At 52.2% G+C, this 14,378-nt stretch carries 13 protein-coding genes and 2 tRNA genes; 9 read left to right on the forward strand and 6 right to left on the reverse strand.

All coding sequences use genetic code 11. The annotated features are described in order from the left end of the window. Positions 1–41 precede the first annotated feature (41 nt). From MXMO3_RS10885 to MXMO3_RS10895, 3 genes are all read right to left on the reverse strand, one after another. Positions 42–1,010: a DUF2497 domain-containing protein gene (locus MXMO3_RS10885; protein ID WP_051213805.1), complete on the reverse strand. Its 969-nt coding sequence runs from the start codon at positions 1,008–1,010 to the stop codon at positions 42–44. A 348-nt stretch (positions 1,011–1,358) separates the two neighbouring features. Beyond that, positions 1,359–2,705 (reverse strand): TolC family outer membrane protein, encoded by a 1,347-nt coding sequence (locus tag MXMO3_RS10890; protein WP_036222608.1) that lies wholly within the window; start codon positions 2,703–2,705, stop codon positions 1,359–1,361. Between the two features lie 143 nt (positions 2,706–2,848). Then, positions 2,849–3,505: a protein-L-isoaspartate O-methyltransferase family protein gene (locus MXMO3_RS10895; RefSeq protein WP_117395881.1), complete on the reverse strand. Its 657-nt coding sequence runs from the start codon at positions 3,503–3,505 to the stop codon at positions 2,849–2,851. Positions 3,506–3,687: 182 nt separating this feature from the next. On the opposite strand from MXMO3_RS10895, the gene MXMO3_RS10900 reads away from it, so the two are divergent. The 3 genes from MXMO3_RS10900 to MXMO3_RS10910 all read left to right on the forward strand — a co-directional run bounded on the left by MXMO3_RS10900 (position 3,688) and on the right by MXMO3_RS10910 (position 4,663). Beyond that, a tRNA-Cys gene (locus MXMO3_RS10900) sits at positions 3,688–3,761 on the forward strand. Positions 3,762–3,854: 93 nt separating this feature from the next. Then, positions 3,855–4,457, forward strand: coding sequence for a molybdenum cofactor guanylyltransferase (gene mobA, locus MXMO3_RS10905; protein ID WP_117395882.1), 603 nt, complete (start codon positions 3,855–3,857; stop codon positions 4,455–4,457). A 130-nt stretch (positions 4,458–4,587) separates the two neighbouring features. After that, a tRNA-Asn gene (locus MXMO3_RS10910) sits at positions 4,588–4,663 on the forward strand. A gap of 70 nt (positions 4,664–4,733) precedes the next feature. Here the strand turns inward: MXMO3_RS10910 and MXMO3_RS10915 are convergent. After that, a complete protein-coding gene (locus MXMO3_RS10915; RefSeq protein WP_117395883.1) occupies positions 4,734–5,432 on the reverse strand; it encodes an SDR family NAD(P)-dependent oxidoreductase in 699 nt (232 codons plus the stop codon). Between the two features lie 56 nt (positions 5,433–5,488). After that, positions 5,489–6,922, reverse strand: coding sequence for an aldehyde dehydrogenase family protein (locus tag MXMO3_RS10920; RefSeq protein WP_117395884.1), 1,434 nt, complete (start codon positions 6,920–6,922; stop codon positions 5,489–5,491). 103 nt (positions 6,923–7,025) lie between these two features. Here MXMO3_RS10920 and MXMO3_RS10925 point away from each other — a divergent pair, with 103 nt between their 5' ends. The 6 genes from MXMO3_RS10925 (at position 7,026) to MXMO3_RS10950 (ending at position 13,948) form a co-directional block, all read left to right on the forward strand. Then, positions 7,026–8,393: a glutamine synthetase family protein gene (locus MXMO3_RS10925; protein ID WP_117395885.1), complete on the forward strand. Its 1,368-nt coding sequence runs from the start codon at positions 7,026–7,028 to the stop codon at positions 8,391–8,393. Further along, positions 8,393–9,697, forward strand: a complete 1,305-nt coding sequence (locus tag MXMO3_RS10930; protein WP_205468010.1) for an NAD(P)/FAD-dependent oxidoreductase — start codon at positions 8,393–8,395, stop codon at positions 9,695–9,697. Before MXMO3_RS10925 ends, MXMO3_RS10930 begins: the two co-directional genes overlap by 1 nt. Before the next feature lie 168 nt (positions 9,698–9,865). Continuing rightward, positions 9,866–10,318 carry a ubiquinone anaerobic biosynthesis accessory factor UbiT gene (gene ubiT, locus MXMO3_RS10935; protein WP_162889224.1) on the forward strand — a complete coding sequence of 151 codons (453 nt, stop codon included), beginning with the start codon at positions 9,866–9,868 and terminating at the stop codon, positions 10,316–10,318. Further along, positions 10,315–11,319 (forward strand): ubiquinone anaerobic biosynthesis protein UbiU, encoded by a 1,005-nt coding sequence (gene ubiU, locus MXMO3_RS10940; protein ID WP_027835416.1) that lies wholly within the window; start codon positions 10,315–10,317, stop codon positions 11,317–11,319. The genes ubiT and ubiU overlap by 4 nt, the downstream gene beginning before the upstream one ends. Before the next feature lie 3 nt (positions 11,320–11,322). Next, positions 11,323–12,237, forward strand: coding sequence for a ubiquinone anaerobic biosynthesis protein UbiV (ubiV, locus tag MXMO3_RS10945; RefSeq protein ID WP_117395887.1), 915 nt, complete (start codon positions 11,323–11,325; stop codon positions 12,235–12,237). 205 nt (positions 12,238–12,442) lie between these two features. After that, positions 12,443–13,948, forward strand: coding sequence for an amidohydrolase family protein (locus tag MXMO3_RS10950; RefSeq protein WP_117395888.1), 1,506 nt, complete (start codon positions 12,443–12,445; stop codon positions 13,946–13,948). Positions 13,949–14,006: 58 nt separating this feature from the next. Here the strand turns inward: MXMO3_RS10950 and MXMO3_RS10955 are convergent, their stop codons facing one another. Then, entirely contained in the window at positions 14,007–14,366 is a 360-nt protein-coding gene (locus MXMO3_RS10955) for a hypothetical protein (protein ID WP_162889225.1), read from the reverse strand. Between the last annotated feature and the right edge of the window lie 12 nt (positions 14,367–14,378).

Genomic DNA, 14,378 nt, shown 5'->3' on the forward strand with positions numbered 1-14,378 from the left:
GTGGTCAAGTCAACCGCAAAGCGGCCAATTTATGTTCGCGATCAGCGCTTTCCGCGTGAAACACGTTCAATTTCGCGCTGTACAAGCTGTTCGACCACGCCGGGCAGGTTTTCGTCCAACCAAGACTTCAGCATCGGCCGCAACATTTCCCGGATCAAATCCTCGATGGTTTGTCCCTGCTTTTGCGACATAATCAAATTGTCGAGCTGGCTAAACGCGTGGCTTGAGGCTGCCTGTGCTGTTGGCTCCAAAAGGCTATCAGCGATATCGGCAGATAAATTCTTGTCAGGCAACGGGCTCTCAGGCTCAGGTGCAGCGGGTGCTGGTGTCGGCTGGGCCGCCGCCTCTTCAGTCACCATTGATGACATCGAGGGCTCTTCTGGCTCATCGCTTGGCAAATCGTCGTCAATGCCCATGCCTGCCAGTGATGTGTCTTCGCCGGATTGGTCTTCCGTATCATCATCATTGATGAATGCGATGTCGTCAGGCACCACTTGCGAAACATCATCTGGCACAGAATCTTCAATTGATTTTGCAACATCATCTAAAGATGGGCTGTCGTCGCCGCCAGACGCTTCTTGCAGCAAAAGAGAGGCCATATCCATCTCTTCGTCAGGTGTTGGCACAACTGCGCCCGGATCGGCGATCAATTCGTCATCTGCCGGATCAGGCTCGCTGTTGCTGTTGGATGGCTTGAGCATTTGATCGATTGATAGCGCCAAAGGTTCGTCGCTATCGCCTTCCGGCTCAATTTGCGCAGACTGCGCTTCGGCCAGTGCCTCCGCAGCAACGTCTCTTTTCTCGATTGGTGCTGCCTCGATGTCCGGGTGCGGGCCATCCTCAACTTCAATGGTTGTTGGGTCGCCCTCAGCGGTCACATCGTCCAAGGCTTCGCTCAATCCGCTGCGCGCCGCCGCCTCGTCGTCGCTTGGTGTAGATGAAGCTTGTTCGCTCTTCTGCGGCTCGTCATCGGCAATAATTTGTCGGATAGACGATAGGATTTCGTCCATTGACGGTTCTTTAGACGCAGGTCGGTTCATATTGGCCTCACCTTCGAGCAACACTCGACATACATTAAACTACTCTTTAAACGCCCGTGCCGCCACATGAAAACGCATGCCAACCGCTTTAAGACGTATTTCGGACCCAGTTTAAGCAATCGGCAACGTCGCTGCTTTGACTTTTGTCACCCGAAACAAGCGATCCATCACCACTCCGGCCCGACAAAATTGCTGCCAAACTGCCACTAAGTCCTGCGATTCGCGGCAAAACCGCGATTCGCAATTATTATAGTATTGTGATGATAATTTACCCGTTAGTCCAGAAGCCCACTAAATAGCGGTTATCCACGACTAGTGTTACTCGCGTAATTCCGCCCAAACATCTTCAATTCTTGCACGATAACCATCGCTAGATTGAATTTGCACTGGCAGATTGAGCGAAGCAGCGTCCAATCGTCCGGTAGCCGCAATGAGCGAAAATGCTGCCACAACACGGTTATACTGAGATGTATAAAGGGCTTCCTTGGCACTGGTGAGCTCGGCCCGCGCATTGAGCACGTCAAGCGTTGTGCGTTGACCAACATTGCGCTCCTCAATTACACCATCCAGTGCAATTTGACCTGAGCGCACAGCTGCTTGAGCCGATTCAATTGCTGCGATTGACGATTGCAGGCCAGACCATGCTGAAATGACGCTTTCTTCAATTTGGTTTGCCGCGTCCTGAGCATCGATTTCAGATTTGATGTGCCCCAGGTTGGCTTTGCGCGCTGACGCGCCCAGCATGCCACCTTGATAAATTGGAACCGAAAGCGTCAGGCGCAGTGAACCTTGGGTTGCATTTGGCGTGGCGCCGCCGCCCAAACAATCAATTGCACAAATTGACCCGATCAAATCAAGCGTCGGGCCAAAAGCACGCAACGCGGCTTCAGTACCGTAGCGTGCGGCCTCGACCTGCGCACGTGCTGTTAGGATTGCGGGGTGATTACGGCGTGCGGATTGCAACGCAGAGTCAATGCTTTTGGGCATGACATGACCAAAGCGGAAATTTGAGTTTAAGCCCGATGGCTTTGTGCCAATCCAACGCACATATGACGCTTGCGCCGAGCGCAGCGAATTCACCGCAGACTTGTAGGACGCCACAGCCTGCGCCAACCGCGCCTCGGCTTGAGCAACGTCGATTTTTGTCCCCTCGCCCACATTCAGGCGGCTACGCGCATTTTCAACTTGCGCTCGCAAAAACTTCACATTGTCGGCGCGCAAAGAAGCAAGATTGGTGTACTGCACAACGTCCATATAGGCGGTTGCGGCCGAAAGAAGCACATTCTGTTCAGTGTTGCGCAGGCCATATTTCGCGGCATCTGCATATGACCGAGCCTGATCAATTTGCGCATTGGTTTGCAGATTGTCGAAAAGCCGCTGATTGTAAGAGATGTTTAGAGTTGTGCTGCCACTGTCAGTCGTGGTGCCGTTGGTCATAACAAAGCTATATTGCGATGTCGCGGATAGACCGATTTGTGGCCGCAAGCCGGACTTGCGCATCACAATATCTTCCGAAGCCATCTTCACGCTAATCATAGCGGATGCGATCGCCGGATTTTTCACATAGGCCCGTGCCAAAGCCTCTGTCAGGCTTTCAGCTTGCGCAGAACCACTCCATGCAGTCGCAAATAACGCTGCAAAAACAACACTCTTTTTAAGAAACACCTTACTCACCCCAGTACTTTAATGCCGCCCAGTATGCACATTTCACCGCACAAATAAAATTAACTTTTCGTTAATCGCATATAACGGTTCGATATATCAAGCGCATGTGGCAATTTTGCACACACAGTTCAAGGGCTGGGTGCTTATAAAGTGAATGTTTTTTGTTTTTCGAAAGCAATTAGCTTGGGCACAACCGCGTTAAACGCCACACGACGGCTCACGCCCGAAGCTGTTTTCACATAGCACACCGCGCTTGGCACACCATTTTCAACTTCAACGCATACGAGGCGTCCACCTTGCTTTAATTGCTTGAACAGCTCGTCCGGCAACTCGTCTACGTGGCCTTCAATGAAAATCACATCAAACGGCGCTTCTTTTTTAAGCCCGTCCTTCAGTTCGCCAGCCAACACGGCAGCATTGCCAATTTCCAAATCCGCCAAAGAGTCATTCGCCATTTCGACAAAGTCTTCATTGTCGTCCACCGCAACAACAGAGTCGGCAAACTTAGAGATCACTGCGGTGCCGTAACCTGTGTTGCAGGCGATATGTAGCACCAAGTCGCTTGATTTGATTTCGGCGAGCTGCGCCAGACGTGCCAAATACATTGGTTCCATCATCTTGCGGGCGCCAACAGGATCAAGCGGCAAGTCTTCATCGAGATAGGCTAATGGTCTTTTTGCAGTGGGTGCAAAATTTTCCCGCGGGATTTCGCTCATGGCCGCTAAGATGCGATAATCAGTGATCGCGTTTGGGCGGAGTTGACAATCCACCATTGCCTTGCGTGCGTTTTCGAAATCCATTGGAGCACCCATCCTCAGAAGTTTATGACCAGTTTGTTCAATAGCCATCTTGCCGCCACGATGCAAGACGATATCAGCACTTGCGCGACAAAGGTTTGGCCACACTTCACGAAAACGTGAAATTTTTGAGATTGTACGCTTGAAATATTTGCTCGTTTGCTATAGCTACCTCCTTCCATTGGGGCCACGTGGCGGAGTGGTGACGCAGCGGATTGCAAATCCGTGTACCCCGGTTCGATTCCGGGCGTGGCCTCCAATTTCTCCCAATAGATTCAGTAAATTGCATGCGTTCAGTCCGCTGTGCAATTATCCGCTAGGCAGATGAACCTTTGTCGAGGCACAATAAGCTATGGACATTTTTGGCATCATACTAGGTGGCGGCAATGGCGTGCGATTGGGTGGCGTTGATAAAGCGCGCCTTCGACTATCGGGCAACACACTTTTGCAACATGTGACGGCCAGACTCGAATCGCAGTGCAATTCGATTGTCGCCGTGGGAATTGACCCGCAACGCATTGGCGTCAACCTTCCAGCAATATCAGATGTTTTTCAGCCACCTATTGGACCGCTTGGTGGCATTTATACGGGTGCACTTTGGGCAAAATCCCAAACAAAGGACATTGCCAAGAGCTGGATTCTCACAGCCCCCGTGGATGGACCTTTATTCCCCAAGGACTTTTTTTCCCGCGCTTCAGCCATTGATTCTGGTCATGGCCCCATTATTGGCCGGTTCGGGGCAAATCTTTATCCAGTGTGCGGACTATGGCCGCTGGCACATGCGCTTAAGATCGCAGATTTACACAAACAACAATCCGGCAATGCCATTCGGCCCGTCCTGTCAGCGCTTGACGCGCAAGAACTTGATTTCGAACCATTTTATCAACAGAACCCTTTTATCAACGCCAATAAAATCGGCGATCTATTGCAATTGGCGGCGCGGATCGATGGGTAAAACGCCCGGATACATTCGCTGTCAGAAATTTTTCACAAAAAGCCAATTATTTTTTCAAAAAAGGTCTTGGCAAGCGCGATCAAAAACGCTAAACACCGCCTCACCTACTCGTTAGGTACACACATCGTGATCCCCGGTAGCTCAGTTGGTAGAGCGAGCGGCTGTTAACCGCTTTGTCGCAAGTTCGAGTCTTGCCCGGGGAGCCACTTTTTCCCAAAAATTTCAATCCGTTGTCGGTGCTTTTTGATTCTATATCTGAAGTGGCGTTCGCTGTTGTTAAAATGGAATGGATTGCCCTTCATTGTCATAAAACCCGCCGCTCATTTGCGGCTTGGCTGACAAGATTGTGCGCAATATCTTCTTCGCGGCAACCTCAGCACTTACTTTTTTCGGGTGGGCATAGCCCGACGTCAATCTGGTATCGACCGTTCCCGGATGGATCGCCAGCAGCGCCGATTCCTGATTTTTCCGCGTCCATTCTATTGAAGCGGTGCGTATGATTTGGTTGAGGGCCGTCTTGGCCGCGCGATATGACACCCAACCACCAAGTTGATTGTCTTCGATTGAGCCAACACGGGCTGACAGGGCCGCAATCGCGGCTGGGTCGTTGCGGGGCATCAATGGCAAAAGCTGCTGAATCAGCATTGCCGGGCCGATGGCATTGAGCGCAAAGTGGTTGGCCATGTTCGCAGATTCAAGCTCTGCAAAGCGCCGCTCCGGCGGCACACCGTCGATAATCAGCGCGCCAGTCGCAATGATTGCAAGGTTGAACCGACGCCCCTGCTCCTGCCAATCAGAGAATTGCGGCACGAAACTTTCGGGACGAGTCAAATCGAATTCGGGAAAGTGCTGTCGGTCGAAACTTTCAACGGAAGAAAAGTTAGGCTGTGCGGCCAGTTCAGCTTTCAATGCGCGCCCTATCCCGCCGCTCGCGCCGACAATGATTGCATCTATTTTTTCAACTTGATCCAGCATAACGGCCTCGCTCTGGTGTTTATTCCATTACGAAGGGCCGTCATCTGCGGATCAGGCTATTTGGGACGCGCGATCAATTTGACTTCTAAGAATTCTTCCAGGCCAAATGTACCGCCTTCACGACCGATACCAGACTTTTTGTAGCCACCGAATGGGGAGCCAACACCGAGCCCGGCACCATTGATGTGCACCATGCCTGCCCGCAATCGCTTGGCAACCCGCATGGCCTTGTCTTCATCCTGAGTTTGCACAAACGCGGCTAGACCATATTCCGTGTCATTGGCGATTGCGATGGCTTCATCTTCATCCTGAAACGGAATCATTGTGAGCACAGGACCGAATATTTCTTCTCGCGCGATCCGCATGTCGTTGGTGACGTCAACGAAAATGGTCGGTTTAACGAAATAGCCCTCGTTCATATGGTCGGGTTTGCCCAAACCACCTGTCAGTAGGGTTGCGCCCTCTTCCATTCCGGCTTTGATGAGTTCTTGCACGCGATCATATTGAATATGATTGACCAGCGGACCCATATGGTGCCCCGCATCATCGGGATTGCCAACCTGCTGTTGCTCTGCGGTTTTAAGCGCAACTTCTTTGGCTTCATCATAAACGCTTTGCTCCACCAACATGCGCGACGGCGCGTTGCAGGACTGGCCGGTATTGTTGAACATATGGCGGACACCGCGTTTTACCGCATCCGTCAGATCTGAATCGGCAAAAACAAGGTTCGGCGATTTGCCGCCCAATTCCAACGCAACTTTTTTCACGCTGTCGGCGGCATCTTTGCTCACCGCGGCACCTGCGCGGGCCGAGCCGGTGAACGACATCATATCGATATCCGGATGACGCGACATGGCCGCGCCCGCCACGGGTCCTTCGCCGTTGACCAGATTGAACACGCCTTTGGGCACACCGGCTTCTGCTAGGATTTCAGCATAAAGCATCGCATTAAACGGAGTATATTCGCTGGGCTTGAGCACCATGGTGCAGCCTGCCGCCAGCGCAGGCAAAACTTTTAGCGCGATCTGATTGATCGGCCAGTTCCAAGGCGTGATGAGACCACAAACGCCAATCGGCTCCCGGTTCACCAAATCACCGTTCATCAATGTATGTTCGAATTCAAATGTGCCCAGCGCCTGCATGATCCCATCGAGATGGCTTTCCCCGACAGCGGTTTGCGGCCCGTAGGCGAGATGGCGCGGGGCGCCCAACTCCATCTGAATCGCATGGGCAACTTCATCGCGCCGCTTGCGGTACACCGACAGAATTGATCGCAACAAATCTTTGCGTTCGGCGATGGCTGTGCGGGAGAATGATGGGAAGGCTTCCTTCGCAGCCACCACAGCGGCGTTCACCGTGGCCTCATTCGCCATAGCGATGCTGCCAATCGGCTCTTCCGTCGCCGGGTTCAACACCTCGAAGGTTTCGGCTTGCTCGGCTTGCACCCAATCGCCATTGATAAAGAATTCATGTCTTTTCCAGAAGGTCATTGGCGATTCTCCTTTACTCACCTACAGTTTGCAATAATTGATAATTGATTTGCTGCGTATCGGAAATGGTGCGTCAGAGAATAAAGAACAGCAAGGCTGAATTATGGTCGACAAGCAGGAATGGGTCCACAACCTCCCTGATGCCGCTCTGGAGTGGCTTGGCGGACGCCGTGTAGAAGAAGTTGAATGTATCGTGCCTGATCTCGTGGGCATTTCGCGCGGCAAAACAATGCCGGCGAAGAAGTTTTCCGATGATGCATTTTTCTATCTGCCCACATCCATCTTCTATCAAACCATCACCGGCGCCTATGCGGATATGGACATCAAGGACCAGTGGATGGAAACGGATATGGTGCTCAAACCAGTTATGAGCACCGCATGCGCTGCGCCGTGGACTGATGATGTGATCTTGCAGGTGATCCACGATTTGGAGACCACAAAGGGTGAACCCGTTGCTGTCGCGCCGCGCAATGTGTTGAAGCGGGTTTTGGCGTTCTATGCCGATAAGGGCTGGCAACCTGTTATCGCTCCTGAGATTGAGTTCTACCTCACCCGTCGCAACACCGACCCGAACGAGCCTATCGAACCGCCTATTGGCCGCACGGGCCGCAAGGGCATTGGGCGGCAAGCTTATTCCATGGTGGCCGTTGACGAATATGGTGATGTGATCGACGATATCTATGACTTTGCGGAAGCACAGGGTTTGGAAATCGACACGCTGATTCAAGAAGGCGGCGCCGGGCAAATTGAAATCAATTTGCAACATGGCGACCCGCTGAAGCTGGCAGATGAAGTGTTCTATTTCAAACGCTCAATCCGCGAGGCCGCGCTGAAAAACAATTGCTTTGCCACCTTTATGGCCAAGCCTATGCGCGATGAACCGGGCAGCGCAATGCATTTGCATCAATCCATCGTCGATGCCAAAACAGGCAAAAACATCTTTTCCGATGCAAACGGCGAGCCGACAGAATTGTTTTACGGCTTTTTGGGCGGCATCCAGAAGCACATTGGTGCCGTGATGCCAATTTTCGCGCCTTATGTGAACAGTTATCGGCGGTTCAAAACAGATGATTCTTCGCCGGCAAATGTGGAATGGGGACAGGATAACCGCACCACGGGCCTGCGCATTCCCATTTCGACACCTGAGGCGCGGCGGATTGAAAATCGCATTGTGGGAATGGATAGTAATCCATATTTGGCGATTGCCGCGAGTTTGGCTTGTGGCTATTTGGGCATGGTCAATCAGCTTTCGCCACGCCCGATGCGTGACGGTGACGCCTATGAAGATGGGGTCACCCTGCCCTATGCCTTGATGGACGCACTTGTGCCGTTCCAACAAGATCGCGAATTGCGCGACATGTTGGGTGAGGATTTTTGCCAAGTCTATGAAGCCATCAAGCGGCAAGAGCTTGAAGAGTTTTTAGGCGAAATCAGTCCTTGGGAACGCGAGCATTTGCTGCTGAACGTCTGATGATCGATATTCTCACTGCCAACGATGTCCAGCACACCTATCCCTTGTCTTATTATGCGGCGCAACGGCCACATCCGGCGCCGCATCGGCCGTTAAAGGGCGAAACCAAAGCGGATGTTTGTGTTGTTGGTGGCGGATTTACTGGCCTGTCGGCGGCGTTGCATTTGGCGCGCAGCGGATATGATGTGGCGCTGTTAGATGCGCATCGTGTTGGTTGGGGCGCATCGGGCCGAAATGGCGGTCAGCTGGGCAGCGGCCAGCGCCTGGATCAGGCCAAACTGGAACGTATGCTTGGCGAACAAATTTCCCACCAATTGTGGGGCATTGCAGAAGAGGCCAAGCAATTGGTGAAGAGCCTGATCTTTGACCATGGCATCAACTGCAATTATACGCCGGGTATAATCGAAGCCGATCACAAGCCGGGCTTTGTCGCGGAATCGCAGCGATATGTAGAAAAGCTCAATCGCGACTATGGCTATGATCAAATTTCGGCATTGGATCAGGCAGCCCTTCGCGACCATGTGGCCAGTGACCAATATTATGGCGGCAGCTTGGACAAAGGCGCCGGACATCTGGACCCGCTGGCTTTTTGCTTTGGGCTGGCCGATTTGGCGCATAAGGCGGGCACGCGCATATATGAGCAAAGCCGCGTAGCCAAAATTGAACAGGGCTCGAAAGTTCGGGTTCATACCTTAGACGGCGTGGTCGAAGCGGATCATGTGATTATGGGCTGCAATGGCTATATTGGCGGATTAGAGCGTCAGGTGAATGCGCGGGTGATGCCCATTAATAGCTTTATTGTGGCCACTGAACCGTTGGGCACAGACCGTGCTAAATCGCTGATTCCCAACAATGAAGCCGTTGCCGACAGCCGGTTTGTTGTGAATTATTTTCGCCTTAGCCCAGATCATCGCCTGCTTTTTGGCGGTGGAGAGAGCTATAGTTTGCGTTTCCCAAAAGATCTGGTCGAAATCTCACGCAAACCGATGCTGCAAATCTTCCCGCAATTGGCTGATGCGAAAATTGATTATGCGTGGGGCGGCACTTTGGGCATCACAATGAATCGCCTCCCCCATTTCGCGCGGCTTGGACCCAATATTTATTCGGCAGCTGGGTTTTCGGGCCACGGACTGGGCATGGCGACAATGGCAGGCAAGATCATGGCCGACATGACGCAAAATCAAAGTGAACGCTTTGATTTCATGAGCAGAATTCCAACGCCTAAATTTCCCGGTGGTGAGATGATGCGCGGCGCATTGCTGAGCTTAGCGATGACTTATTACGCGCTGCGAGACCGATTCTAGACACGCGCAACCTGCTGTTTGAATGGAAAACTGTATTTTGTTTGCATTTTTGCAAATTCGGGCGTGTTTCCACCGCGTATGCACCATGTCATGCGAAATAAACACAAGCGTCATCAACCTCGAATCTACTGTGATTCAAATGCCGGGCCGGTTTCAAAGGCGATGCCTTTGTTCGCCATGCAGCCGATCTTGCGGCGCATTGTGCGCCATGTGGCCCAGCTTCACCCCGAACTGTTCGAACGGCTTGGGGATAGTTGCAGCAAACAATTTTTGATCGATGCGAAGGGCATGCCATTTTTGCTGCTTTTGCGTCCAGATCCAGAAAACCTGATGCTGGTTGCCAAGTCGCGGCACGCAGAAATTCCCTACGACGTGCTGGTGAGTGGCAAGTTCGTCACGCTTTTGCGGATGATCGACAGCAAAACAGACAGCGATGCGCTGTTTTTCAACCGCGATATTGCCGTGACCGGCGATACCGAAGCGATTGTTGCGCTGCGCAACGCGCTTGACGATATGGACGCCACCTTGGCGGACGACGTGGCGACGGCATTTGGCCCCTTGCGCGGGCCTGTGCGCGCCAGCATTGACGCGGCCAACAAAATTGTAGGTTCAAAGACATGAGTGAATTTATCAAACCTGAATTGGTGTGTCCCGCTGGCACGCCGGCCAGCTTGCGCACTGCTGTTGATGCGGGTGCAGACTCGGTCTATTGCGGCTTTAAAGGTCCCACAAATGCGCGGAACTTTCCCGGCCTAAACTTTACGAAAGCCGAGCTTTCGGAAAGCGTGAAATATGCGCACGATAAAGACGCAATGGTGCTGGCGGCGATCAACTCTTTCCCCACAGCGGGGCGCACCGACATTTGGAAAAAGTCCGTGGATGACGCGGTGGAATTGGGCATTGACGCGGTGATCATCGCCGATATCGGCATGGCCAAATATGTCGCTGAAACCCATCCGGATCAGCGCTTGCACCTTTCCGTGCAGGCGGGAGCGTCGTCGCCAGAAGCGATCAATTTCTACGTTGAACGCTTCAACGTTAAGCGCGTGGTGCTGCCGCGTATTCTGACCGTGCCAGAGATCAAGCGCGTGCATGATGCGATTGATTGTGAGATTGAGGCATTTGTGTTCGGCAATATCGGCATGATGGCTGAAGGGCGTTGCTCGCTCACCAACTATGTCACTGGCATTTCCACCAATATGGATGGGGTTTGTTCGCCCGCGAGCCATGTCGATTATGAACCCGACGAAGAAGATGGCCTGACAACGCGCCTCGGCGACTTTGCCATTGACTGCATTTCATGCGGCGAAACGGCGGGGTATCCCACCATCTGCAAAGGCCGTTATGATACGGCGCATAAGAAAAACTATTACGCCTTTGAAGAGCCGATCAGCCTAAACCTGACCCGTTTGCTGCCCGACTTGATGCGGGCGGGCGTTACAGCGCTCAAAATTGAAGGACGGCAGCGCTCCCGCGCCTATATTCGTTCGGTCGTTTCAGCGTTTCGTGACGCGGTGGACGCCTATGCAGCGGGCGACGAGCCGGACATTACCGAACTGATCGCGCTGACCGAGGGGCATAAAGAAACCCAAGGCGCTTTCAAATCAAAAAGCTGGAGATAGTTGATGACCGCACAGCTAACACTTGGTCCTGTTCAATATAATTGGGCGCCTGAAGATTGGCGCGACTTCTATTTTAGGATCGCTGATGAGACGCCCATTCACACCGTATTTCTGGGTGAGGTCATTTGTTCCAAGCGCGCACCGCTCTATGACAACCAGTTGCCGGACGTGGTGGAACGTCTGCACGATGCGGGCAAAGAAGTGGTGTTTTCCACCCTTTCAGAGGTGACCACCGATATTGACCGTCGTTTGGTCAAGCGAGTTGCAATTTCAGAAGGCTTTCCGATTGAGGCAAACGATGTTTCGGCGCTGCAACAAATGGGGCAAGACCCGCATTATATCGGGCCATTGATGAACTGCTATAACGAAGAAGCGTTGGCGGTTTATGCGGAAAATGGAGCCAAGTCCATTTGCCTCAACCCTGAAATGCCCAAGGTTGGGATTGCCGAACTTGCGAAAGCCGCTAAACCTTATGACGTGGCGTTGGAAGTGCAGGTTTATGGGCGCATGTCCCTGGCATTGTCTGCCCGCTGCTACCATGCACGCGCGCACAATCGCACCAAAGATTCCTGCTTGTTCGTCTGCGATCAAGATCCAGACGGGATGCGGCTCGATACGCTTGAAGGCGATGAGTTTTTGACTGTGAATGGTATTCAAACCCAGTCTCATTCGATCCTTAATCTGGTCGAGTGTCTCGACGAATTACAAGAGATCGGCATTAACCGACTGCGCATTTCACCGCAAAGCATTGGTACCTTCACAGCCATTTCTGCGTTCGATGACGTGCTGCAGGACAAAATTAGTCCATCCGAAGCCTTGAAAAAAATGCGCGATGATCGTGTGGATGCGCCATTTTCCAATGGCTTCTTTTACCAACGACCAGGATATGAATGGCACGACAAGATGCCAGCCGAGTAACAACTGCAGTCTGCCGCCGAGCCTCTTCTCTCTCTGTCAGAACCCTGTGAATCTGACTGCTCGGCGGCCGATCCTTTTAAATTTTCAATCTAATTATTCTATTGTGTTCATGCGTTTAGCCTGAGCATAAGACTTGGGCGACATCCAGTTGGCTTGATTATTGGCAACTGCTCACCACCTCCATAAACATAATGGAGGATGGAAAATGCAAAAAATTACTTTTAAGAAATTGCCGCGCTCGATTTTACTCGCCGTTGCTGCATCACCGCTGATCGCTCCTGGTGCCATTGCAGATGACAATACGCCCCCTTTTGATGTGCTTTTTGATGACGTCACGATCGTTGACCCGGAAACCGAACAGGTTTTGCCAACACGCGATGTCTATATTCGCGATGGCAGAATCGCTGAAATTGTTTCGGGTGATACGCCAGAAAAAACCGCTGCAAAGGTAATATCTGGCAAGGGCAAATATTTGATGCCGGGCTTAATGGATATGCATGTGCATTTGTCCATCAAGCCTGTTTTAGAATCCAGCCAACAATTATTGTTGGCCAACGGCGTGACCAGCGTTCGCGATATGGCGGGGGATTGTTGGCCGGGCGGGCCAGAGGTATTCCTGTGCGTTGATGATCTGCGTGCCGCCCACGACAGCAATTTGCGTGGCGAGAGTTTTGGCCCGCGTATTGTGGAAATCTCCAGTGCACCTGTTATGTCTGACAAATCTCCTCGAATGCCCGAGAAATCGATGGAGGAGTTTGTACCGTTCACCGAAGATCACGCCCGTAAGGTCATTGATTTTCTTGCCGAGCGAGAAGTTGACCTGATCAAGATGTATCATCCCACCACGCTTGAAGCCGCGACAGGCTTTTTTGAACAAGCAAAAGCCAAGGGCTTGCCCGTGGGCGGACATGTGCCACTGACCATGGACATTGCCGACGCGGCGAAGATGGGCATCAAATCGGTTGAGCATGCGCGCGATCTGGTGTGGGATTGCAGCCTTTGGGGCGTTGCGTACAAAGAGCGATTTATCAAGCTCACCCAAGGTGATAAGTCAGTTGAGTACCCCACTGACCAGATGACGCTAGAGCAAAGCCTTGCGACCGCCAATGAGGAACGTTGCGAGACGACCATCAACGCCATGGTCGAGCATAATGTCTATTATGTGCCCACACATATCACCCGCGAATTTGATGTGCGCGTCACTGATCCCAGCTTTTTTGAGATGAATGCCCTAAAATATATTGGTGAAATGCAATGGGGTGAATGGAAACGCGACATTGATAATATGGCTGGTGAGCCAGAAGAAATTCGAAAGCATTACCCCGCCTTTTTTGAACGTGGTCTGGCATTGACCGAATTGGCGCATTCACGCGGCGTGGACATTATGTTGGGCACTGACGCCAACGACAGCATGGTGGTGCCGGGCTTCTCCGCCCATCACGAAATGTCGTTGCTGGTTCGCGCCGGGCTCTCGCCCATGGATGTGTTGCGCAGTGCGACAACCATTCCTGCACAATATCTCGGCCGCACTGATGATTTTGGTGGCGTTGCCGAGGGCAAGTTTGCGGACTTGGTGTTGCTCGATGCAAATCCAGTGGAAAACATCGCCAACACAAATACAATCAGTGGCGTGATGTTGGCTGGGACTTGGCATGACCGTGCCTCGCTGGACGAGAGGCTGAGCAGCCTGGAAGTAAATGTGGTGCAATAAATAAAGGCGGCCCACGGGCCGCCTTCTCCGCTCGCGCGGTGAATGGAGTTAGCTAGCCTTAAGCCCCATCATCTGAGGTGTCATCGCCCCCACCTTTGCCTTTGCCATTATCGGCGGCATCTTTGCCATGACCTTTGGCTTTGCCATTATTGTTGCCTTTGCCGCGCATTTCATTTTCATCTTCGGCGTTATCATCGCCGAACTCATCACCATTTTCAGCAAGGTAAGCATCCAATGCCACGCACACTGCAGGCATAGTGCCAGAAGCGTTGGAATGCGCATCACAATTTTCGCTCAATTGCTCGATTGCACGCTCGGACATTTGAGAGATATCCGGCTCTTCCTGCGCAAACACAGGTGTTGCTACGCCAATCATGAATGCTGGAATGAGTCCCAAGGGTTTTAGTTTTAGTTTCATTTTATTTCTCCG

Origin of the sequence: Maritalea myrionectae, from assembly GCF_003433515.1 — a bacterium.
GTDB classification, from domain to species: Bacteria; Pseudomonadota; Alphaproteobacteria; order Rhizobiales; family Devosiaceae; genus Maritalea; species Maritalea myrionectae.

Excerpts from the sequence above, each read along its gene's own strand:
- MXMO3_RS10885 (WP_051213805.1), bottom strand. The coding sequence starts at position 1,010 with ATGGACGAAATCCTATCGTCTATCCGACAAATTATTGCCGATGACGAG.
- MXMO3_RS10895 (WP_117395881.1), bottom strand. The coding sequence starts at position 3,505 with ATGGATTTCGAAAACGCACGCAAGGCAATGGTGGATTGTCAACTCCGC.
- mobA (WP_117395882.1), top strand. The coding sequence starts at position 3,855 with ATGGACATTTTTGGCATCATACTAGGTGGCGGCAATGGCGTGCGATTG.
- MXMO3_RS10915 (WP_117395883.1), bottom strand. The coding sequence starts at position 5,432 with ATGCTGGATCAAGTTGAAAAAATAGATGCAATCATTGTCGGCGCGAGC.
- MXMO3_RS10920 (WP_117395884.1), bottom strand. The coding sequence starts at position 6,922 with ATGACCTTCTGGAAAAGACATGAATTCTTTATCAATGGCGATTGGGTG.
- MXMO3_RS10925 (WP_117395885.1), top strand. The coding sequence starts at position 7,026 with ATGGTCGACAAGCAGGAATGGGTCCACAACCTCCCTGATGCCGCTCTG.
- MXMO3_RS10930 (WP_205468010.1), top strand. The coding sequence starts at position 8,393 with ATGATCGATATTCTCACTGCCAACGATGTCCAGCACACCTATCCCTTG.
- ubiU (WP_027835416.1), top strand. The coding sequence starts at position 10,315 with ATGAGTGAATTTATCAAACCTGAATTGGTGTGTCCCGCTGGCACGCCG.
- ubiV (WP_117395887.1), top strand. The coding sequence starts at position 11,323 with ATGACCGCACAGCTAACACTTGGTCCTGTTCAATATAATTGGGCGCCT.
- MXMO3_RS10950 (WP_117395888.1), top strand. The coding sequence starts at position 12,443 with ATGCAAAAAATTACTTTTAAGAAATTGCCGCGCTCGATTTTACTCGCC.
- MXMO3_RS10955 (WP_162889225.1), bottom strand. The coding sequence starts at position 14,366 with ATGAAACTAAAACTAAAACCCTTGGGACTCATTCCAGCATTCATGATT.